At 61.7% G+C, this 22,508-nt stretch carries 16 protein-coding genes and 1 pseudogene; 2 read left to right on the top strand and 15 right to left on the bottom strand.

What is annotated here, in order from left to right; genetic code table 11:
• Positions 1 to 73: 73 nt before the first annotated feature.
• The 8 genes and pseudogenes from C7S18_RS18390 to C7S18_RS18425 all read right to left on the bottom strand — a co-directional run bounded on the left by C7S18_RS18390 (position 74) and on the right by C7S18_RS18425 (position 9,052).
• Complete coding sequence (locus C7S18_RS18390) at positions 74 to 1,477, bottom strand: MBOAT family O-acyltransferase (protein ID WP_106892941.1); 1,404 nt, start codon at positions 1,475 to 1,477, stop codon at positions 74 to 76.
• The gene (locus tag C7S18_RS18395) at positions 1,474 to 2,592 is read right to left on the bottom strand and encodes a hypothetical protein (RefSeq protein ID WP_146152000.1); all 1,119 of its coding nucleotides are present in this window, start codon (positions 2,590 to 2,592) and stop codon (positions 1,474 to 1,476) included. The genes C7S18_RS18390 and C7S18_RS18395 overlap by 4 nt, the downstream gene beginning before the upstream one ends.
• 95 nt (positions 2,593 to 2,687) lie before the next feature.
• A complete protein-coding gene (mnmE, locus tag C7S18_RS18400; protein ID WP_106892943.1) occupies positions 2,688 to 4,079 on the bottom strand; it encodes a tRNA uridine-5-carboxymethylaminomethyl(34) synthesis GTPase MnmE in 1,392 nt (463 codons plus the stop codon).
• On the bottom strand, positions 4,031 to 5,734 hold the full coding sequence (gene yidC, locus C7S18_RS18405; protein WP_106892944.1) for a membrane protein insertase YidC: 1,704 nt from the start codon (positions 5,732 to 5,734) through the stop codon (positions 4,031 to 4,033). Before yidC ends, mnmE begins: the two co-directional genes overlap by 49 nt.
• Positions 5,731 to 6,120, bottom strand: coding sequence for a ribonuclease P protein component (gene rnpA / locus C7S18_RS18410; protein ID WP_106892945.1), 390 nt, complete (start codon positions 6,118 to 6,120; stop codon positions 5,731 to 5,733). Before rnpA ends, yidC begins: the two co-directional genes overlap by 4 nt.
• Before the next feature lie 5 nt (positions 6,121 to 6,125).
• Positions 6,126 to 6,260: a 50S ribosomal protein L34 gene (rpmH, locus tag C7S18_RS18415; RefSeq protein ID WP_106892946.1), complete on the bottom strand. Its 135-nt coding sequence runs from the start codon at positions 6,258 to 6,260 to the stop codon at positions 6,126 to 6,128.
• A gap of 604 nt (positions 6,261 to 6,864) precedes the next feature.
• Positions 6,865 to 7,793 (bottom strand): annotated as a pseudogene (locus C7S18_RS18420) (pyridoxal-phosphate dependent enzyme).
• Positions 7,790 to 9,052, bottom strand: a complete 1,263-nt coding sequence (locus tag C7S18_RS18425) for a putative Na+/H+ antiporter (protein ID WP_240623928.1) — start codon at positions 9,050 to 9,052, stop codon at positions 7,790 to 7,792. Before C7S18_RS18425 ends, C7S18_RS18420 begins: the two are co-directional and overlap by 4 nt.
• A 90-nt stretch (positions 9,053 to 9,142) precedes the next feature.
• Between C7S18_RS18425 and C7S18_RS18430 the strand changes: the two genes are divergently transcribed.
• Positions 9,143 to 10,795 carry an ATP-binding protein gene (locus tag C7S18_RS18430; protein ID WP_106892948.1) on the top strand — a complete coding sequence of 551 codons (1,653 nt, stop codon included), beginning with the start codon at positions 9,143 to 9,145 and terminating at the stop codon, positions 10,793 to 10,795.
• Positions 10,792 to 11,493: a response regulator gene (locus C7S18_RS18435; RefSeq protein WP_106892949.1), complete on the top strand. Its 702-nt coding sequence runs from the start codon at positions 10,792 to 10,794 to the stop codon at positions 11,491 to 11,493. Before C7S18_RS18430 ends, C7S18_RS18435 begins: the two co-directional genes overlap by 4 nt.
• 512 nt (positions 11,494 to 12,005) lie before the next feature.
• On the opposite strand, the gene C7S18_RS18440 is transcribed toward C7S18_RS18435, so the two are convergent.
• From C7S18_RS18440 to C7S18_RS18470, 7 genes are all read right to left on the bottom strand, one after another.
• Entirely contained in the window at positions 12,006 to 14,597 is a 2,592-nt protein-coding gene (locus tag C7S18_RS18440; RefSeq protein ID WP_106892950.1) for a TonB-dependent receptor plug domain-containing protein, read from the bottom strand.
• 413 nt (positions 14,598 to 15,010) lie between these two features.
• Positions 15,011 to 17,407, bottom strand: coding sequence for an EAL domain-containing protein (locus C7S18_RS18445; RefSeq protein WP_106892951.1), 2,397 nt, complete (start codon positions 17,405 to 17,407; stop codon positions 15,011 to 15,013).
• A 328-nt stretch (positions 17,408 to 17,735) separates the two neighbouring features.
• Positions 17,736 to 18,608 (bottom strand): ferritin-like domain-containing protein, encoded by an 873-nt coding sequence (locus C7S18_RS18450; RefSeq protein WP_106892952.1) that lies wholly within the window; start codon positions 18,606 to 18,608, stop codon positions 17,736 to 17,738.
• Positions 18,598 to 18,921: a cell division protein FtsB gene (gene ftsB / locus C7S18_RS18455; RefSeq protein ID WP_106892953.1), complete on the bottom strand. Its 324-nt coding sequence runs from the start codon at positions 18,919 to 18,921 to the stop codon at positions 18,598 to 18,600. Before ftsB ends, C7S18_RS18450 begins: the two co-directional genes overlap by 11 nt.
• A 15-nt stretch (positions 18,922 to 18,936) precedes the next feature.
• Positions 18,937 to 20,232, bottom strand: a complete 1,296-nt coding sequence (gene eno, locus C7S18_RS18460; protein ID WP_106892954.1) for a phosphopyruvate hydratase — start codon at positions 20,230 to 20,232, stop codon at positions 18,937 to 18,939.
• A 163-nt stretch (positions 20,233 to 20,395) separates the two neighbouring features.
• A complete protein-coding gene (locus C7S18_RS18465) occupies positions 20,396 to 21,304 on the bottom strand; it encodes a DMT family transporter (protein ID WP_106892955.1) in 909 nt (302 codons plus the stop codon).
• On the bottom strand, positions 21,297 to 22,493 hold the full coding sequence (locus tag C7S18_RS18470) for a magnesium transporter (protein ID WP_106892956.1): 1,197 nt from the start codon (positions 22,491 to 22,493) through the stop codon (positions 21,297 to 21,299). The genes C7S18_RS18465 and C7S18_RS18470 overlap by 8 nt, the downstream gene beginning before the upstream one ends.
• Positions 22,494 to 22,508: the final 15 nt, after the last annotated feature.

Consider the following 22,508-nt stretch of genomic DNA (forward strand, 5'->3'; position numbering starts at 1 on the left):
GATGCTGGGTCAGGCCGGTTGCACGCGGAGCAGTTGTTCTACTGTTTCGTACCTCTTTCCATCGGAATGCCGCCTAGAACTGAAAGTACAAAAACGGCGCCGCGCGGCTCGGCGCAAAGAGATACAGCATGGCCAGGGCGCCAATCATCACGCTGCTGTGCAACCAGAGCGGCCCCTCGCCGATGCGCCGCTTCAACGCATAGCGGTTTCCGGCCACGTGCAGCAATAGCAGGACGAGGAAGCCAAACAGTGCGGTGTTGATCCGGTCGAGCGTGCCGGGATTCGTCAGCAGCTGGCCGATCTTTTCGATGACGATCAGGCTGGTTGGCAAGTCAGGTGCTCGGAAGAAGATCCAGGCGAAGCACACGACATGAAACGTCAGCAGCCACCGAAGCAACACGATGATCGGGCTCGGGCTGTTCCAACCGGGAATTCGAAACAACAGCAAGCGCTCAAAAGCGAGCCACAAGCCATGGATGCCACCCCAGATCACAAAGTTCCAGCTCGCGCCGTGCCATAGACCGCCGAGTAACATCGTGAGCAACAGATTGACCTGGGTGCGCGTGGGGCCGTACCGGTTGCCGCCGAGGGGAATGTACAGATAGTCGCGCAACCAGCGCGACAGGGTCATATGCCAGCGCCGCCAGAAGTCTTGCAGACTGGTGGCCGCGTACGGGTAGTTGAAATTCTGGGGAAAGCGGAAGCCCATTAACAGGGCGATGCCGATGGCGATGTCGGTGTAACCCGAAAAATCGAAGTAGATCTGAAACGCAAAGCTGTAGACGGCTGCCAACACGAATGCCGGCTCCCGCAGAGCAACGGCCGCCCAGATCGGATCAGCCCATTCAGCCAGCGAATCCGCCAGCACCACTTTTTTCACAAAGCCAAGCGCAATCAGGATCAACGCATAGCTGATCTCTTTCCAAGGGAGTCGCTTGGGGTGATCCAGTTCGGCAAAGAACTCGCTGGCGCGCACGATCGGGCCGGCCACCAGCTGTGGGAAGAACGCGATGAACAAGGCGTAGTCGAGCAGACTTTTTCGTGGGGCGAGCTCGCCTCGATACACGTCGATCGTGTAGCTCATGCTTTGAAAGGTGTAGAACGAAATGCCAACGGGCAGCAGAATGTCAATCGCGCTGAACTGAAATCCAGCTCCCACAACGTCAGCGAGATCGTTGGCGCTCGCAATGGCGAAGTTGGCGTACTTGAAGAACGCCAGCACGCCCAGATTGACGATCACGCTGATCGTAATCAGGCGTTTGGGTTTGACGGTGCGCCCGAAGCGATGCCCGATCCAGTAGTCAAAGACCGTTGAGAACAAAATAAGCCCGAGATACTGCCAGTTCCAGCTGCCATAGAAGTACCAGCTTGCAATTAGCAGGGCCCACTTATGAAGCGTGGAATAGCGCCGCATGGGCGCGCTGATCGCAAACACGATCAGAAAGAACAGGACGAATGACCAAGAGTTGAAGTTCACTGCGCCGCCCTTTGCGCCGAGTCATAGAGCGCTGCCTCGATCTGCGGCACGAGGTATTCCGTGAGCGCGCGCGAGGCGTCCGGCGTCTGATGATAGAGATCGTAGAACGCCGTGCATTCGCCGCCCGGAGCGGCGTCAAAAAAGTCGGTCGCATCAATCAGGGTGATGCGCCCAGACGCCACCAGTGGCTCGAACATTTGCTTGACCCAGGCCTCATGTCCAGGCGGAAACGCGTCTTGTCGCCACAATTTTAATACTGGCATCAGCACGACAACCGGGCGTCGGTAGGGCATGCCTTGCAGCTGTAATCGGCGCAGCGTAGCCACTGCCTGGCGCTCTTTTCGAATCGGCGGCGCCAAAGGCGGGCGCCAATCCTCGCGCGTCGCCAACGTCTGGTTGGCTTGCTTGCATTCGCTTACGATGTTCAATCCGACGATTGTTCCCGGTTGGCCGGCGGCACAGCTTGCAAGGCTCTGGATCGGCAGATCGCAAATGTTGTTGCTTGATGAGGCACGCACGTTGCTCGGCGATCGCTGTGCGGCTCGCGCCAGCTGCTGTTGTCGACCCGTCGGATCGCGAACGTAATCGGCCAGATCGGCCCGATATGCGAGCAACGACGACCAGATCGCATACGAGTCGGAGTCGTTGGGATCGAAGATCAGGCGTGCCTCCCGCGAGGGCCAGAGTCCCTGTCGGATAGGCTCGACCATGCGGACTTCGAAACTTCCGTTGTTCGTCCACAGAAGGTCACCTACCGAGACCGCAATGATCGCGTTGTCCACGTCGGGGTAGTGCGCTTTGAGCCATTCGGCCAAGGTCACCCAAGTCAACCAGTTGGCGCCACGTAACGTTGCACGCACATGCCTTTGGCCATGGCGATTGGCCATTGCTTGCAGGACGTCTTCATCGAGCCCAAGCTCAGCGCGACTATTGCCGAGCGTGACCAGTTGGAAGGGCTCACGCTCCTGTGCCAACCGGGTCTTGAGCCGTACTGTTGCGCCAATTCGACTGTTCGGCGACGCCATCGATTCCCAATAGCCCAGACGGAGCAGCGCTTCGACGAGCACCAGAACCGCGAGCGGCAACAGGACGCGGATCAGGATCGGGCGATTCATGAAAAGTTCGTCAGTCGGATCATCGACATTCACGCCTGGAGTCATTGATCCTAGCGCGCATTTTTCGGGTTCCGCAACGCTATCGGTGGCGTCGACTATTTGCCAATGCAAAAACTTGAAAAGATCGCGCCCAGCAAGTCATCGGCGAGGTAGTCACCCGTGATGCTGGATAGGGCCTGCTGCGCGCGGCGCAGTTCTTCGGCGGCGAGCTCTCCAGCGCGATCATAGGTCAGGCGTGCATGTGCGACGTCCAAGTGTTCGGCCACTGCTTCCAAGGCCTGAACATGGCGGATGCGTGCCGAGCGCGTGCCGTCGCTGCCTTCGCCAAGACCGGCGAGTTGCGTCAATCGGCGGCGCAACACCGGAATGTTCTCGCCACTCTGCGCGCTGATGGCAATCTGCTCGGCCGCCTCGGCATCGATGGGCACGGGCGGGCCGAGATCAAGCTTGGTGCGCAAGATCAGTATGTGGATGCCGGCAGGCGCTTCGGCGAGCAGGTGTGCGAGCTCGGACTCATCGCCCGGCGCAACCAGAATCAGTGCGAGATCGGCCCGCGCGAACTCGGCACGGGCGCGACGAATGCCCTCCTGCTCGATCGGATCCTGACTGTCGCGAATGCCGGCCGTGTCAACGAGCGTGATGCTTGCACCATCCAGATCGAGGTCTTCGATCAATGTATCGCGGGTCGTGCCCGCAAGGTCGGTGACAATCGCGCGGGGTTTGCCGGCGAGCGCATTCAGCAAGCTCGATTTGCCAGCGTTCGGCCGACCAATCAGCACCACGTGCAAGCCATCTCGCAGCCTTTGCCCGCGCCGGGCGTCATCGAGCATGCGCGCGATCGATTTCTGCAAGTGTTCGGTTTGCTGGACCAGCACTGGGTCAGCCAGAAAGTCGATCTCCTCTTCCGGGAAATCGATGGCCGCTTCGATATGCACGCGCAAACGCTCCAGATCTTGCTGCAACGTGCGCACCTGATCGCCAAACTGACCTTCCAGCGCACGCACTGCGGCTCGCGCTTGCGCTTCGGATTGGGCGGCGATCAGGTCTGCGATGGCCTCGGCCTGCGTCAAATCGATACGCCGATTCAAGTAAGCGCGCTCAGAGAACTCGCCGGCGCGGGCTTGGCGCGCGCCAAGCCGGAACAGTTGCTTCAGCAGTTGTTCGAGGACGATTGGAGCACCATGCGCCTGCAACTCGACGACGTCCTCGCCGGTGAACGAATTTGGCCCCGGAAACGCAAGCACCAAGCCGTGGTCGAGCACAACGCCCTCGGCATCATAGAAACGAGCGAAATGCGCGTGCCGCGGAGTCAACGTGCGCCGGTGACAAAGCGTTTTGGCAATCTGCAGTGCATTTGAACCACTGAGTCGAATGACGCCAATGCCGCCCCGACCGGCTGCAGTCGCGATGGCGGCAATGGTGTCGGCGTCCTGCACGCTCAGGCGGCCTTGGGTTCCTTGGCTTCGTAGCGGCGAATGATGATCCATTGCTGCAGCAGACCGAGCGTGCCGTTGACCGTCCAGTAGAGCACCAGGCCGGACGGGAAGAACGCAAAGGTCAGACTCAAGATCAGCGGCATGTACATCAGCACCTTCTGCTGCAGCGGATCCATGCCCGCCGGGGCCGGCGAGAGCTTCTGGGTGAGCCACATGGTCAACGCGTTCAGCGCGGGCAGAATGAAATACGGATCACGCTCAGACAGGTTCTGGATCCAGCCATAGAACGGTGCGTGGCGCAGCTCCACCGACTCCAGCAGCACCCAGTAGAGCGCGATGAACACCGGAATCGTCAAGAGCAATGGCAAACAGCCGGATGCGGGATTGGCTTTTTCTTTCTGATACAGCTCCAGCATGGCCTGATTGAGCTTCTGCCGATCTTCGCCATAGCGCTGCTGCAACTCCTGGATACGCGGCTGCAGCTTGCGCATCTTGGCCATCGAGCGGTACTGCATTTCGCTCAGCGGATACAGCGCCAGTTTCAGAAAGACGACCACCAGAACAATCGCGAGGCCCCAGTTGTTGACCAGTTTGTGCAACTGGTTCAAGAGCCAGAACAGCGGCTCGGAAATGAACGTGATTTTGCCGTAGTCAATGACGTATGGCAGTCCGGGCGCGATCGCGGCGAGATCATTCTGCAGCTTCGGACCGACATAGAGACGCGATTCGCGGTTCAAGGTGTCGCCGGCAGGCACCGAGAGCACCGGACTCAGCGCGCGGACCAGATACCGCGGACCGGCAGGATCGGGGACCATGCGCGATTCGTAGCGCACGGCCTCGTTGGCTGGCGGAATCCAGGCCGCGAAGAAATAGTGCTGCAACATGGCTGCCCAACCACCCGTAATGTCGCGGGCGAGCGGATCTTTCTCGAACTTGTCAAAGGCGAGCTTTTCGAACTTTTCTTCTTCGCTGTACCAGGCCGCGCCTACGAAGCTGTAACTCTGCGGGTTGGTCAACGACCAGCTCACGTGCGGTGGTGCCGCTCGCTGCAATTGTTCGTAGGCGTTGCCTTTGAACGGTTGACCGGTCTGGTTGTCGATCGTCCAGCGTTCGGTGATCAGGTAGCTGCCGCGGGTGAACACCAGCGTCTTGGTGACCTTCAGGCCCTGGTCGTTTTGCCAGGTCAGCGGCACTTCGATCTGATTCTGCCCCTCAGCCAGTTGATAGTCCTGGCTTGCCGACTGAAACAGCGCCTGGTGATTGGGCGCAGTACCGTCTGTGCTCACGAGGCCAGATTGCGCAACGAACCAGGTGGCGGCCTGGTTGTCGAACAGGCGGACTTTGGGTTCTGGCTTCTTGGCATCCACTCGGTATGCGAGCAGATCGACCACACTAACGCTGCCGCCTACGGGCTCGATCTGCAGATCGAGGAGATCGGTCCGGACGCGAATCGGTGGGTGCTTATCGGTGCTCGCCGTGGCTGCGTCGGCAACGCTGGATGGCGCGGCACCCGGTTCGGTCGATTGGCTGGCACTTGGCACATCGGCAGCTTGGCCGGCCGTAGTGCTTGGCAAGTCGGACTGTGCCGCCGGCGCGGGAGCCTGCGTCGTAGGCTTCGGATACACGTAGTCGGTCATCCAGGCCTGCCACAGCAGGAAGGAAACCCCCAGGAGGACCATCCAAAGAATGCCGCGAAGACTGTTCATGGCGTCGGTTTGCCTTTCGATGAAGCGCGCAACTCGGCCCGATCGAGCCGTCGCCAGAGCTGGTCGAGTTCGCTTTGGAAGAGTGTCCGGTCGCGGGCTTCGGACCGGACCTGAAATACGACATCGACCGCTGCCAAGTGGCAACGGTGACGGCGAAAGCCTTCGCGGATCAGCCGCTTGATGCGGTTGCGATCGACCGCGCGAGCAAACGCTTTCTTGGGCACGATCAAGCCGAGCCGGGTCTCGCCATCGTCGCGAAAACGAAACAGGGCGCGAACGGATCGCGCCCTGAGTCCGTTTCCGGATTGGAACACCAGATCAAATTCTGATTTGGTGAGTACCCGATGCGTACGCGGAAACGAGGCCGCGCCGCCAGGGCTGGTCATGACTCTTACGGGATCAGCTTGGCGCGGCCTTTGGCGCGGCGCGCGGACAGAATCTTGCGGCCGTTCTTGGTCGCCATGCGGGCACGGAAACCGTGGTCACGGGCGCGTTTGATCTTGCTCGGTTGATAGGTGCGCTTCATGGCAACACTCGAAAATAGGGGGAAAAAGGGCGCGAGATGTTAGGTAAGATGCGCGCCACAGTCAAGTGGCTGAACAATCCGCACTGTGCTCACGAACGGGTCGGCAAGAATGACAGCTGCGGGCCTCGGCGTCCATGTTTGATTCAGAAGAGTCCTGCGTTTCGTTCAGGGACTCAAGTCTTCGGCAGGAAATTTCCAAGCTGAACGGTTATCGGGGCGGTTGCCAGACACCTGCCAGTTGATGGCTTGACAGCACGCCCATGCCCGGCTCTCTCAATCAGGATGCGGGTGGGCCGCCTGTGCAACAGTTCACAGCTTGCGAATGTGGTCAGACGGCGACTTGTCAAGTCCGCTCCGAGCGGTTGAGCGGGCTTCGTTCCACGCCGCAAGTTGTTGTTTTTACAGCCTATCTTGAACTTGGCACTTTTTTTACCGCCGAGCGCACAAGCCGCCTGCACTGAGGTTTTGGGGAGTATTTCCCATGCGCCGTCCACAGAGTTATCCACAAGTCTTGTGGATATCAGGCCATTCTGTTTGAAAACATAAGGTTAGCTCACAATCATAAGAAAACGCGCGAACGTTGGACACACGTTTGACATGTTGCCTACGCAACATTGCCACCGCTGAGAATCACGCCGATTCGGCGCCCTTGAAACATCGCTGCGGCGCGCTTCAGCGCGGCATAGACCACCGCGCTGGACGGCTCCACGGCCAATCTGAGCGCACGCTGCAATTCAGCCATGGCGATTTCAGTGTCCGTGTCTGGGGCGGTCAGCACCCGGGTGCCCCGGCTTTGAAGAATCGTAAAATTGGGGCGACCCAGCATCGTCCGTAAACCATCGCAGATCGTGTCGACTGGCCAGGATTCGACCCGCTCGCCACGCCCGAGACCCACTTCGCCGTCGTTGGCGCATGCTGGCTCCACCGCGATGACTTCACACGCCGGCGCCAGGTGCGCAGCGGCCAGACAGGTACCCGCCGCGAGACCACCGCCCCCAACGGCACCAGGATCAGATCGAGATCGGGCACGTGTGCCAATAGTTCGCGCGCGGCCGTGCCCTGGCCGGCGATCACGCGGTAGTCCTCGTATGGATGGATCAGACTCGCCCCGGTCTCGGCGCGGATGCGCTCGGCTGTGGCCTCGCGTGCGGCCAGCGTCGGTGCGCACGCATGCAGCGTGGCGCCCGTGGCGCGGATATTCGCGAGTTTGACCGGGTTCGCCCCCTCGGGCACCACGATATGGGCAGGAATCCCACGCAGCCGGGCAGCCTCGCCGAGTGCCGCGCCGTGATTGCCAGAACTATGCGTCAGCACGCCAGCGGCTGCATCCCTATCCGACAGCGACATCACCGCGTTGCACGCGCCGCGGAACTTGAACGCGCCAACGTGCTGCAGGCCCTCGCATTTGAACCAGAGGGTCGCGCCGATCGCAGCATCGAGCCGCGGCTCATTGAGGACGGGTGTGTGTCGGGCGTAGGGCGCTATCCGGGCCGCAGCGAGCTCGATATCCGCGTAGCTCGGCAGGCCACTCATGGCAGGAACCAGAAGCAGATGACGGCAACGAGCGTGGGCGCGAGCGCCGCCTTGAGCAATCCCAGCGCACTGATCGACCCCTCCTCGAAACGCGAGCGCAGAATCGAGAACCCGGCCGGATTCGGCGCATTGGCGATGACGGTCAGGCCGCCACCGGTGACCGCCCCGGCGACCAACGCATATTTGAATTCTTCGCTGAGCCCATCGACCAGAGAGCCGAGATAGGTCAACGCCGCGTTGTCGGTGATCGCGGTCAGGGCTGTCGCGCCAAAATAAACCTGAGTTTCGCTCATGCTGGTCAGCAATGGTTGCAGCCACCAGCGCTGCAGCCCGCCCAGCACCACGAGGCCGGCGAGGAAGAACGCGACGAGCAGTGCTTCGCGCAATAGCAGCTTGTCCTGGTGCTGCGGATATGCCTCGGCCACCCCCAGGTAGAGGAGGAGGAACCCGAGGAATACGGGCGGATCGTGGGCAAAGATCACGACCCCGGTCAACAGACCAAGGTGCAGCACCAGCAACGGCCACGGCAACGTGATGGTTGGTCCGGGTTGCTCGGGCAACTCCTGCTGGCGCAGCACGGAGCGAAACAGCACAGTGATCGCAATCGCGTTGACCAACACTGCCACCACCGCGCGCCAGCCAAAGTGGGTCATCATGAAGGTCACATCCCAACCCCAGGTCGCGGCCACCATCAGCACCGGCGGCGCGGCATAGGGCGTCAAGACACCACCGATCGAAACATTGACGAACAAGACCCCTAACGCTGCGTATTTGAAGCGTTCCGGCACATTTCGCCCATAGAAGCGGTCTCTGAGGATCAGCGCGGCGAGCGTCATCGCGGCCGGCTCGGTAATGAACGAACCCAACAACGGCACCAGGCTGATAGTTGTAACAAAATAGGCGACCTGCGGATGAATCGGCAGCAGTCGGCTGATGGCTTCAACCAAAAACCGCGAACACTGCAAGACTGCCCGCGACGCGGCGACGACCATGATCGCGAACACAAAGAGCGGCTCGGTGAAGTTCAGCCCTTCGACGTACAGCAGCGCCGCGGGTTTGCCTTGCAGGCCGACAAAGAAGGCAAACAGAATCATCGCCCAAATACCGAATACGATTTCCACCTCGCCGAGCAGATGGAAGACGCCAGCATGCGTCGGCCGAACGTGCGACAGATGGTCGAAATATTTGGTCGAGAATGTATGCACGACGGCCAGCGCAAACAGGCTGGTGCCGATCAGTTCCATGGTATGAGGGATCACGGATAGTCCTTTGGCCACAAAATATGGAGATTCTGCGAAGAATAGCGCTCGCGACGTGCGCGGGACGTCTGTCATTCGTACAGTGTGCTCATGAACCAACTGTGGAAAAGGCTGTTCCTCGCTACCGCACTGTTGATCGTGACGGCCTTGGCCGCCATGGTGTTGATGCTGCAACAGCAGTTTCGGCAAGGGTTTGAGGCGTACATCTTCGCCCTCGATACGGCGCGGGCCGAGCGGATCGTCGGGCGGCTGGAGCAGTTCTATCGCGAACAGAACGGCTGGGACCGCCTGCGCAAGGAACCCGCCTTGATGCGGCACTTGGCCGCTGAGCGCGACCCCGAAGACTCGGCCCGGACCATCGCCCTGCCACCACCCCGGCCGCAAGCCCCCGTTGACGATTCCGGCCCACCGTTGCCCGGCGATGGCGCTCATGTGCAACCGGGCGACGGCCAACCAGGCGGCCATCCGCCTTTTGGCCCGGGCATGCGCCCGGGCGATCGGTTTCGGGCCGGCAATCCGCCCTTTCCGCCGCCACGACGCGGGCTGGGCAATGACTATCCAGCACCGCCGCCGTTCCGCGGCGGTGGCAACCGACTGAACGGTCTGGAACCAATGAATGACGAGCCTGAACTCCTGCGCGGCACGCCGCCCGAGTGGATGAACCGGCTCAGCGTCTTTGATGAGACGGGCGTCAGGCTGCACGGACCGCCGTTGCGTCGTCCCCAAGGCGCCAGTTTTGCGATCAAGGCAAACGGAGCGGTGGTTGGTGAACTGTACTTGCAACCCACTCCGGCTACCCGGGACGCCCCGGCACAGGACTTTGTCCGGGACCAGCTTCAAGGCGCCTTGATCATCGCCGCCTTGGTCTTGGCGCTGGCGTTGCCGATCAGCTGGCTGATCGCGCGCCGGCTTCTGGCCCCATTGCCCGCCATTTCGGCTGCTGTGCGGTCGCTGGCACAGGGTCGTTATGCCGCCCCGAATTTGCCGGAGGCCGACGACACCTTCGCGACGTTGCGCCAGGACGTCCGACAATTGGCCGAAGCGCTGGCGCAGCACCAGCAGGCACGCCAACAATGGACGGCGGACATCGCCCATGAACTGCGCACCCCAGTGTCCATCCTGCTCGGCGAACTGGAAGCCATCGAAGACGGCGTCCGCACGGCCGACGCCAAGGCGCTGCATTCGCTGCGCAGCGAATGTCAGCGCCTCAAGCGACTGATCGACGATTTGTATCAACTGTCGCTCAGCGACGCCGGCGCGCTGAACTATCGCTTCGAGCCGCTGGATTTGGGTCAGTTGCTCGCCGAGTTTCTGCCGACCCAGGAACACGCACTCGCGAGTCGCGGGCTCCGCCTGAAATGGGAGCGCCCGGATCAGGCAGCGATCATCCAGGGCGATGCCGAACGCCTGCAGCAACTGCTCGGCAATCTGCTCAGCAACGCTGCGCGTTACACCGATGCGCCGGGTCAGGTGTCCGTCCGGCTGCAGCGACTCGGGCGGAAATGTCGCCTGCAAGTCGAGGACAGCGCGCCAGGCGTGCCCGATGCCGCGCTGCCACGGCTCTTCGAGCGCCTGTATCGGGTCGAGGCGTCGCGCAATCGGGAACGTGGCGGCGCCGGCCTTGGTTTGGCCATCGCAGAACGGATCGTCGCCGCGCACAAGGGCCGGATCGTGGCGCGCCACTCGGGCCTCGGCGGATTGGCGATCGACATCGAACTGCCGATCCAGGACGCACCATCATGATTCGCATAGCGATCGTGGAAGACGAGATCAAGATCGCCGAGTTGATCCGCGACTATTTGCGGCGCGAGGGCTACGAATCCGTGTTGGTACACGATGGCGACGCCGCCATGGCCTTGCTCCGGACGGAGCGGTTTGACTTGGTCATTCTTGACTTGATGCTGCCGGGGCGCGATGGCATGGCGATCTGTCGAGAGTTGCGCAGTTTTTCGACCGTTCCCGTGATCATGCTGACGGCGAGAGTCGAGGAAGTGGATCGCTTGCTTGGGCTGGAACTCGGCGCCGATGACTACGTCCTAAAGCCCTTCAGCGTCCGCGAACTGGTAGCGCGGGTACGCGCGCAACTGCGCCGTGTCCAGCAGTGGGGTGCAGCTCCCGGGCTGTTGAGCGCCGTGCCGGCCGACGCCGCCCATTCAGATCTTCCCGAACTGGATGAGCACCGCATGGAAGTGCGGCTCGGTCCGGCTGTAGAGACGTTGACGCCCGTGGAATTTCGGCTGTTGCGGGCGCTGATGCATCGACCTGGGCAGATTCTGAGTCGCGCGCAGTTGCTCGATGCGCTCTATCTGGATCACCGCGTGGTCAGCGATCGCACGGTCGACAGTCATGTCAAGAACGTGCGGAAGAAGTTGGCGAACCTGGCGCCGGAGCGCGATTGTCTGAACTCGGTCTACGGGTTGGGGTATCGGTTTGAGTGGTGAAGGCGTTTGGGCGCTGTGCCGAGGCTTTAGCCGGTTCCGGGCCGCCGCTTGGCGGTCTGTGCTAATCATTCGCGGGATTACCGCTTGTCCCTTGGCGGTTGTCTGACACAACAGACTGAAACAGTCCTGCCGATAGTCATTTGGTCTGTTTCGTCCGAATGACGACAACATCGTTAGCGCCCACGCGAACGCACCAAGCCACCTCATTCGGGAAGCCTATGCTGTTTCCCACACGCTGGTGCGCGGAATAACGCCCGAGAATTCGCTGTTCTGGTGCTGGTGCGCGATCGCTGCCTTTTGACAGATGCGCGTGTTGCAACACCTTCTGCCTGGTTGGGGAACGCCTGATGAGCGATCGGCCTACCACGCGCGCATGCCCTGCAACGGGTGATTGCAGACCCCGGAATGTCGGCGGCAGGTGCAGCATGGCGATTGCGTTTGCCCAGTGTCGTGGGCAAAAAAAAGAGGGGCTCTTGCGAGCCCCTCTCGGTACTTCTGTCCAAAAACTTCGATTAGAAGTTCTGGGTGTAGCGGATGTACGGCGTGCGGCCGTAGGCATCGTACAGGAAGAAGTTCCACGGACGACCGCCAGTGGCGGATTGGAGCGACGGATACTTGTCGCCAATGTTCGTCGCACCGAGGGCGATCGTGGCGTTCCACGGCGCCTTCCACGTAACCTGCAGGTCGTGGGTGGTGTAACCACCGACGGCGAAGCTGGCGTCGTCTTCCGGCGTGCCCTTGATGAAGTTGCTGTTCCAGTTCACGCCAAAGTCACCCAGAGTCCAGGTGTTCAGCAGCGCGGCGCGGAGGTCCGGCGAACCGAACGTGTCAGCAAACTCCGTCGTCACAGGCGTGCCGTCAGACAGGTAGTTCGTGAGCTCGTAGCTGCGGATATACGACAGCAACAGCGCCGAGCTCAGCGAGCCAGCATTGCCAAAGTCGAAATCGAAGTCAGCTTCGAAGTCCACGCCCGTCGTGTCGAGGTCGCCTTCGTTCGTCGAACCGCGAACGACGCCAACGATACCGCCGGTGATCGGGTCACGCGTGACGGACAGACCCGGAGGCAGCGGAATGCCCAGGATGTCACGGTTGATCAGCGTCTGCGAGCCGATCGCTGCGATGCGGCCTTGGATGCCGATGTCGTAGTAGTCCAGCTTCAGGCTGACCTGGTCGATCGGATCGTAAACGACGCCCAAGGACCACTGGTCAGACTGCTCGGAACTCAGCGACGGATTCGAGATGACAGTGGCGTCAACCTGAATCTGCGGGCTGTTGGCGCAGTCCGTACGGCCGAAGGCCAAGCAGGTCTGCAGGTCGACAACCGAGTCAGCCGAGAACGCGGCCGATTGGGTCAGTTCCGGCAAGCTCGGAGCGGCGAAGCCTTCGCCGTACGAACCACGCAGGGTCAGGTTGTCGAGCGGCTGCCAGCGGAAGGCAACCTTCGGCGCGAAGTCAGAACCGTAGTCCGAGTACTTGTCGAAGCGGCCAGCAGCCGTGACTTCGAACGTGTCGGTGATCGGGAACAGCCACTCGGCGAAGGCCGAACGGATGTTACGACCGCCCGCTGCGGAGTTACCGGCAGCACCCTGGATCTGACCCGACGACTGCAGGGAGTCGTAGATGTCGGCGTAGTCTTCCGAGCGCCATTCCAGACCAACGGCCATGGAGGAAGCGCCACCGCCCATTTCGAACAGGTCGAACGCAGCCGTACCGAAGACTTCCTGGCTGAACCAGCTGGCGTCACGGTTGATCGTGGCGGCCATCGCATCCAGCGTGGCGCGGTCGGCGCCAAACGGGTCACGCACGTCATACGAACCGTTCTGGATCGAACGCTCGGCCAGACGCGTCACGATGTAGTTGCGGCCCAGTTCATAGGCTTGGTTCTCGAACTGACGAGCACCGAATTCCAGATCGACGGCGTCGGCAACGCGACCCTTGAAGCCGATCATGATGTCGTAGGCGTTTTCGTCGGTGTTGTTGTCGCGCGGACCAACCGCAGCGAAACGGTGACGAATGAAGGCGCCACGGCCGTCACCCGGAACCGGATCGTTTGGCGAGCCTTCCGGAACGAACACTTCGCCCGGGGTCGGCGCATAACGGCCGAAGGACTCGTTGCGCGTCACGGACGTCTGGAGGTAGGTGCTCCAGTTGTCGTTGATTTCATAATCAGCCGACACGAACAGCGCCGTGGTCGAGGTCTCGGCTTCATTCGCAGCAATGGCGTTGAAGTTGAACGAGCACACGTTACCAGCGCCACCCGGGTTGGTCTGATAGAACAGATCCGCACCCGAACCAGTGCCCGAGCCGCCGCAGTTGAAGCCCGGCATCGGGATGAACGCGCCGGTCGGAGCCGTGCCAGCCGCGTTGGCCAGACGGTAGTTGTTACCGAAGGTCGACACGCCGAGGGTGCCGCCACCGATTTGGTCGCGGGTGAAGACCATGCCACGCTTGTTGAACGAGGCAGTGGCGAGCACGCGGCCGCGGTCGCCAGCGGCGCCGTAGGACGTGCTGCCGGCTTCGATGTCGCCGCCGGTGATCGACGGATTACCGCGGGTGTAGGTGACTTCAGCGCCCTGGAAATCCTTGCGGGTGATGATGTTGACCACACCGCCGATCGCGTCGGAACCGTAAATAGCGGACGCGCCGTCAGACAGGATTTCGATGCGCTCAACGGCGCCCAGCGGAATCGTGTTGAGGTTGGCGTTGGCGCCAGTGAACGGGCTCTTGGCAACGCGGCGACCGTCGATCAGGACGAGGGTGCGCTGCGAACCGATACCGCGCAGGTCGATGTCCGAAACGGCCTGAGCCGACGAACCCGATTGCGGGCGGAAGTTACCGAACGATGCGAACGTGGAGTCGCGCAGGAGTTCGGCGACGGAAACGTCACCCGAAGCGTCGATCTGGGCGCGGTCGATCACTTGGACCGGCAGAGCGCCTTCGATATCGGCGCGCTGAATACGCGAACCGGTGACGACGATGGTGTCGAGCTCTTTCGACTCCTCGTCCTGATCATCTTGAGCGATGACCGGGGCGGCGAAGATCGAGGCAGCTCCAGCAAACAACGCGAAACGAATCGCGTTGGACAGGTGCTTGATATTGGACATGTATGTCTTTCTCCAACGTCAGATTGGTGGACTCTAGAGTCTGGGAACGACCCTTTAATGGGCCTGCCCGATGGATGGGGCCCGGCGAGGATAACGTAATTTTTACGATTTCGCCAAAGGGGGCACACTTTCCCTGCCGAATCGGCGCATCAAAAAAGCAACGGACGCACCGGCATCCCCACTGAGTCGGCATAGAACTTCGCCAAAACAGATAGTTACCGCATTGCAGCAATCTAGTGGTCGGCCCCGCTCGAGGGCGTTGCTGAACGTGACGAATCGTTTGTTCACGTGACTGAAGGAATGGTGGAGACGGTCTTTTGTGAGCCAGTTCACACTTTGCCGCACCCGAAATGGCGGTTCGAGGCAGTCATCGACGCTGCCAGCCCCCATTCGGCCGATGCGCCGACCTCGAATTACCAGAGCGGCCGATTGAAATCGAAATCCGGGCTGCCGGTAGCCGGGCCAAAGGCATCCCCAATGCCGTAATCAACACCCAGTCGCAACAACACGTGGGCACGCTCGGGCGAGCGCATCGCCGGAGCCGTGACCGTGGCGCCAAGCTGATGCGCCTTACGGATTAGGGCCTGCAGCGTCGGATTGACCGAGTTTGAACTGGCACACGCCTCCACCAGCTCTTCGTCCAGGCGTACTGAATCGACCGTCAGAGAGGACAGAATGTGGATGGCGGCGAAATCGCGCCCGTAATCGGACACGCCTATCCGCACACCGGCAGCACGGAGACGCGTGAACGCGGCCGTCAACGCGTCCCGGTGGTCGAGCAACTCAGCGCTCGGAAACTCAAATGTGAAGCCGCTGCCCGACAGACGCCGCTCTTCAAACTGTGCCATCAGCCAATCCAGCTCCGCCCCGTCCAGCAGCCAGTCGGCCAGCATGGGCAAGGTCAGCCGCAGCGACTGCCGGTCAGCACGGGCATCCTGGCGCGCACGCATTGCTTCGCGCAGCCGGGCGCGCTCAAACACGTTCCGCATGCCAAGCTCGGCAGCGATATGCGTGCAGAGCGTATAGCCCGCCCGGGCGCGAAGATCGCTGGTGCTGATCAGGTAGAACTCAAATTCGAACTGCCCATGCAGACTGCCTTTCAGCGGGACCAGCGGCCGGTATTCAGCGCGGCAGTGGCGGGCATCGAGCCCGCGGCTCAGCACCGCGCGCACGGCGAGGCTCGGGTCCATAGGCATGGTCGTATTGCCGTCCGACCAATAGACCTGATCACCGCCGCGGCGCTGGGCACTCTCGATGCCGGCATCGGCCGCTTGCACGGCCCCTTCGACATCGACGGTTTCGGCTTCGAGGTCGACCACCGCCACGCTGGCGCGAATGCTGATCGGCCCGCCCTGGCTGGCAAACGGTTTCTCTGCCACCGAAAAACGCAGTCGTTCGGCGACCTGCTCCAATGCGTCTTGCCGTTCTCTGGTCATCAGGAGCAACCAAGCGCCATCACGGAGCGCGCAGACTAGGTCGTGCGGCGCCAACATCGGCCCAATGCGGCGGCCGATCTCGACATCGGCATTGGCCAGCCCGGTGCTCCCCAAAGATCGGCGCACCAGTTCCAGATCATCGAACGCCAGCAACAGCAGCACCGACCCGCGGGTGCCGAGACGCGGTGGAATACGCTCCAACACCAAGCCGCGCGGGTAAAACCCGGTCTTCGGATCACGCGCCTGCGTGGCCTCGGCCTGACTGCGCAACCACACCGCGCGCTGCACGCGCGAGCGAATCACGCCGATTACATGCCGCGGTTTCAAGGGTTTGACCAGGACCTCGTCGGCACCCGCGGCGATCGCATCGAACCGCTCGGCAGCATCACCAATCGTGGTCAGCAGCACGATCGGCAGCGTGGCCTGTTCCGGTTGCTGCCGAATGACCTGCACCAAGTCGATCCCACGCGCATCGGGCAGGGTGGCATCGATCAGCACCAGATCGGGTTGAAATTCACCCAATGCGGCGATGGCGGCGCTGCCATAGGACGCAATGCGCGCGGTCATGCCTTCGCTGGCGATCCAGTGTCCGCATTGCACCGCCAGATCGCGATCGTCCTCGACCAATAGCACCCGGTACGGCGGCAACTCCTGGCGACCCAACAGTTCGTCGACCCGGGCGACGATCTGATAAGCGTCAAGCGGCCCAGGGAAAAACGCCGCGCAGCCCATACGCATGGCCAAGAGCCGATGGGTCAGATCGCGCGCCGTCGACACCGCAACAATGGACGGTGGAGCGCTCGATTCCCGCCAAAGCGTGGCCAGGGCGGGAATCACGCGAAGATCGTGCGCGGTCACCATCAGCACACCCGGAATGGTTGTGCCCAGGAATTCGCGCAGGCCGCGGGCATCCGAAAATGCATGAATATCGTAGTGGCGCTCGCCCAAGCTGGCGATCAGCCCCGGGCAGAGCGCATCGCTCACCCCAAGCAAACAGATCGTGTTGCGCGCCACCCGGGCGCGTGCCGGGCGCGCCTGCGCCTTGCTGAGCACGATGGGCTCGGAGCTGACCGTTTGGACAGCTGGCACATGCTCCGGCAACGGCTTGGCCAGCGCATCGACCAGTTCGGTCAGGCGAATGCGCTGTGCGGTGTTGGGCTCCCGACCCGTTTCGGCAAAGGTCGCCAGATAGGCAGCCAGATCGCCCAATCGGGTGATCAGATCGCCTTCAGCGCGTTCCAGGCAGCCGTCGATGGTTTCGGCCAACTGCTCGGCCTGATCTTGATCCCAATTGTCCGCCAATGCCCGCCACTGCACGCCGATCTGGGCGGCAATGTGGTCTTGGTCCGGCAGGTTGGCAGCAGAAGACGACATATTGGGGGTGTTCCAGACTCCAGGCTGAACAGCGCGACGGGCACCCAGCTGCTCGCTTCGAAACTCGAGGCGCGCTCAGGGTTTCAAGAGTCATCAGCAAGTTTCGCGCCCGCCGCTTGGCAAGACGAACGGAAAGCCTGCCAGCCCACCCGACACGTACCGCCTGAGTATGCCGTTTGTCACGAAAATTTGTGAGCAGCACATCGTCGAATCGCACTGACGCTGGATGGACTCTGTGACGGCCATCGCAGGCTGGGTAAGTGGCATTGCGCCGACGTGTTCACGGGAGGGCAGCGAGCGGCCTGGCTTCGCGGAACGCGTGCGGTCATTACTCCCTTTCGGAACGGGCAAAGCCGGGCGGGTGGTTGGTAAGGCGGTCAGGGGGCGACGGCATGCCCAAACGTTCGAGTCCGGCCTGCTCGCGCGCGCTGAATCCTGCCGCCTTGCGCGCCGGCTCATTGAACGGCGGTCTGATCGCGCCCGGGCTGTATTGCGCCAGCAAGTCCAGAAAATGACCTTCACTGTCGGCAATACCGGTCTTGGCGCACAGGTACCGGTACCACCGCGTCCCAATGGCGACGTGGTTCAGTTCCTCCGCCAATATCACGCGAAGGCAGGCCACGGTCTCCGCATCACCCACTTCTTCCAGACGCGCAATCATGCCCGGCGTGACATCCAAGCCACGCGCTTCGAGCACGCGCGGGACAAGCGCCATCCGGATCAGCGGGTCGTGATCGGTATCAAGCGCGGCCTGCCACAGGCCATTGTGGGCGGGAAAATCCCCGTATTGGAATCCGAGGGTCTGTAAGCGCTGCGTCAGGATTTCGAAATGACGGGCTTCGTCGAGCGCCACCGACAGCCAGTCGATGTAGTAGGCATCCGGCAAGTCGCGAAAGCGGTAGATCGCGTCCAGAGCAAGATTGATCGCGTTGAATTCAATATGGGCCACGGCGTGAACCAGTGCGGCGCGGCCCGGAATCGAACCCAGCTTGCGTGCCTGCAACTGCCGTGGGGCCACGAGCGCGGGCCGTTCCGGACGACCCGGCACCGGAATCCGCCGCACGGGACTTGGCACTTGTGCGGGCGCGCCAGCGGGAGTGTCCAGCAGATTTGGAAGTGCGCGGGTCAGCGCGATCTTCTGGATCGGGTCATTGGCGCACAATGCCGCCTCGGCACCGGCGAACCAAGCGTTACGGTGCATGATCGGATGGCGTGACGGATTCCGGTGGCGCGTTCGGGTCGGCGTCGATAACCTGATAGAACACTTCGCCCGGCTTGATCATGCCGAGTTCCAATCGGGCCCGCTCTTCAATCGCCTGACCGCCGGACTGCAAGTCTTTGACGTCGGCCGCGAGTTCCTGATTGCGGCTCTTCAGCCCCTGATTCTCGGCCCGCTGCTTGGCCACGCGGGCTTGCAGATTGGCCACATCCTGATGCCCGCCCTGGCCATAGCGCAGCTTCATCTGCAGCGCTACCGCCAGAACCATCAGCAACAGAAAGAGCCAACGCCACATGAGGTCTGGCTCGTGTCAGAACTTGAAGCCGGGAAGATTCGGAAACGCCTGCCGACCCGCGTACTGCGCGTTGGCGCCTAGTGCCGCCTCGATGCGCAGCAACTGGTTGTACTTGGCGACCCGGTCGGTACGGCACAATGAGCCGGTCTTGATCTGCGTTGCCGTAGTGGCCACAGCGAGGTCCGCGATCGTCACATCTTCGGTCTCGCCCGAGCGATGCGAAATGATCGATGCGTAACGGTTCGCCGCTGCCATGGCGATGGCTTCGAGCGTTTCGCTCAAGGTGCCGATCTGGTTGACCTTGATCAGAATCGCGTTGCCGATCTCTTGCTCGATGCCCTGCTTGAAAATGCTCGGATTGGTAACAAACAGATCGTCGCCGACCAGCTGCACGCTGGATGCCAGTTTCGTGCTCAGTTGTTTCCAGCCCGCCCAATCGTCTTCGGCCATGCCATCTTCGATCGAGATGATTGGGTACTTGGCACACCAGCCAGCCCAGAATTCGACCATCTGTTCGGCAGAGAGTTTCTTGCCCTCGCCGGTCAAGTGATACTTGCCGTCGTCCTTGTGGAACTCGGACGCGGCGGCATCGAGCGCGAGATAGACGTCTTGGCCAACCCGATAACCGGCTTTGTTGATCGCTTCGAGAATCGTCTCGATTGCTTCCTCATTGGAGCGCAAATCCGGCGCGAAGCCCCCTTCGTCGCCAACCGCCGTTGCAAGCCCGCGGCCCTTCAGCACGCTTTTCAGCGCATGAAAGATTTCAGTGCCGGACCGGAGCGCCTCCGCAAAGCTCGGCAGACCCACTGGCATGACCATGAATTCCTGCAGGTCGACATTGTTGTCGGCATGCGCGCCGCCGTTAATGATGTTCATCATTGGGACCGGCAGACGGCCCGCTTCCGTGCCGAGCAGATGCCGCCACAGAGGCAGCTTGCGGCAGGAGGCCCAGGCATGCGCGTTAGCCAGCGACACGGCGAGCAGCGCGTTGGCGCCGAGCTTGCCCTTGTTATCGGTGCCATCCAGCGCAATGAGTCGCTGATCCAGGCCGGCTTGATCAGCCGCATCGAAGCCGACAATGGCCTGGGCGATGGTCGTGTTGACGTTGGCAACTGCTTTCTGGACGCCTTTGCCGAGATAACGCGTCTTGTCGCCATCGCGAAGCTCAACCGCTTCACGGGCACCGGTACTGGCACCGCTCGGAACGGCAGCGCGACCGAACGAACCATCGGCCAGGGTGATCTCAGCTTCGAGCGTGGGATTGCCGCGCGAGTCGAGAATCTCTCGGGCGTGTACGGACTGAATCTGCATGGGAGCGTTCTGGGTCTTGGGGAAACAAGGGCTATAGGGTAGCAACCCCGGCCCGAACCGTGGAGGAAACCCGCGGGCAGAAGGCGCCCAGCCGCCGACTTATGCCGATTTTTATGGGTAGTCGGCGCGCTGCCGGCGCAGGCGTCGGCGACGGTGATCCGAATCAGCCCCGACCGAGCGCCAACATCAATGACACGCCCGTCAGGGTCAGCGCCAGGCCGATGATCTTGCGGCGATTGATCTGCTCGCCAAGCGCCAGCCAGGCAAACAGCACAATGAACGCCGAGGCCGTTTCGTTCAGAATGGCCGCGACCGAAGCAGTGGTGTACTTGTAGCCGGCCAGCCAGAACACCATCGACAACAGCTGCCCGATCAATGCCCCCAAGGCCAGGAGGCGCCAGTCGCGCGCACTCATGGGGGTGCGTTCGGCAGCTTTGGGATCGCGGAGCAAGGTCAACACCAGAAACAACCCTAAGGCGCCGGCTCCAACCCGGACCGCCGAAACCCACCAGAGCGAATGCGTCTCCAGGACACGCTTGACCATCACGACCGACCCGGCCATCAGCGCAATCGACAGCACGCCAAGCAGCAACGGCTTGAACCGGGCACTGCTTTGGCCCGCGAATGAGGTACCGGTGCTGATCATCAAGACACCGCCAGCCACCAACGCAAACCCGACCAGCTGCGCGATGCCCAAGCGCTCACTCAGAAACAGGTAGGACAGGAGAATCACAAATGGGCTGTACAGGTTCCCGACGATGCCCATCCGCGCAGCGCCGAGCTCATTCAATGCATAGAAATACAACGTGTCGGCCACGCCGATGCCGAGAAAGCCGCTCGTCAGCACCAGGCCCCATTCCGGGTAAGACAGGTGCAGACCTTCGGCGCCGGCGAATACCCAGGCAAGCGGCAGAATCGCCGCCAGCACCAGCAAGTTCTTCAGCAGATTGAGGCGCATCGGCGGGATCCGGGCGCCGAGCTTTCGGTAAATCACCACCCCGACCGCCCACGTGGCAGCGGCAGTGAGCGAGCACATCTCGCCCAGTCCCATCCCGATCAGCCGTTCAGCCACCAAGCACCAACCAGGTCGACAAACTCAGGAACACCCCCATGCTGACGACATCGGTGGCGGTCGTCAGAAAGATGCTCGACGCCGTCGCCGGGTCGGCACCGAGCCGCTTCATGATTTGCGGAATCATGGCGCCGGCTGCGCCCGAGAGCGCACAGCTCGCTGCCATAGAGAACGCCGTGATCGCGGCGAGCATCAGCGCGCTCGGATTCTGCTGCCAGTGCGCCATCAAATACATCCCGGTGCCGGCCACCAAACCGACAATAAAGCCGTTACCGGCCCCCAGACCGATTTCCTTGATGAGCAGTCTGCGCGCCTGACCGGGTTTGAGTTCGCCAAGCGTCATCCCGCGCAGGGTCACCGCCAAGGCCTGACACCCGGTATTGCCACATTGCCCTGCCAACACTGGCAGAAACACAGCGAGCAACACGATCTGGTTGATGGCGTCCTGAAACACGCCAACGACGCCGGCGGCAATGAACGCCGTCAACAGGTTCAATTGCAACCATGGATGCCGGAATTTGAAGGATTGCAGCCACGGTGTGGCCAGGCGCTCCTCTTTCTCCACACCCACCATGGAGCCCGCCTGCGCAGAGATTTCGAAGGCCTGTTGCTCAAACATCACCTGACCACGCACCGAACCAACCAGCCGGCCTTGATCGTCGCAGACCGGATAAGCCGGATAATGCCGGGTGACGACTTCACGCATCGCGTCGACCAGCTGGGTATGCGGCTTCAGCGCAAACGGGTTCTTGATCATGACGGCCGACAGCGGTTGCTCGCGCCCGGCGAACAATAGTTCGCGAAATGCGACCACGCCGACCAGACGGCCATCCGCCTCGGTAACGAAGACGTAGACCACGAAGGTCTTTTTGATCAGCTCGCGTAATGCTTCGATGACCTCGGCAACCTGCGTGTCGGGACGAAACACGGCGAGCGGCCGTTCCATCAACCGCCCGACGGTGCTTTCTTCAAACTGGCGGTCATTGAGCCAAAGTTGACCGACGCCATTGGGTGCCGCGTTGGCGACACCGGGTCGACGTTCGGCCGGGAATTCCTCCAAGATCTCGATCGCGAAGCCGGGATTCATCTGCACCAGAATGTCGGCGACTTCGGCGTCGCTCAATTCAGCAAGCAACTTTGCCGCCGAAATTGGATCGGTCGTTTTGACCTGCTCAAGCAGACGCTCCATGCGCGCTCCCTGTAC

It is taken from the genome of Ahniella affigens, from assembly GCF_003015185.1.
GTDB classification, from domain to species: Bacteria; Pseudomonadota; Gammaproteobacteria; order Xanthomonadales; family Ahniellaceae; genus Ahniella; species Ahniella affigens.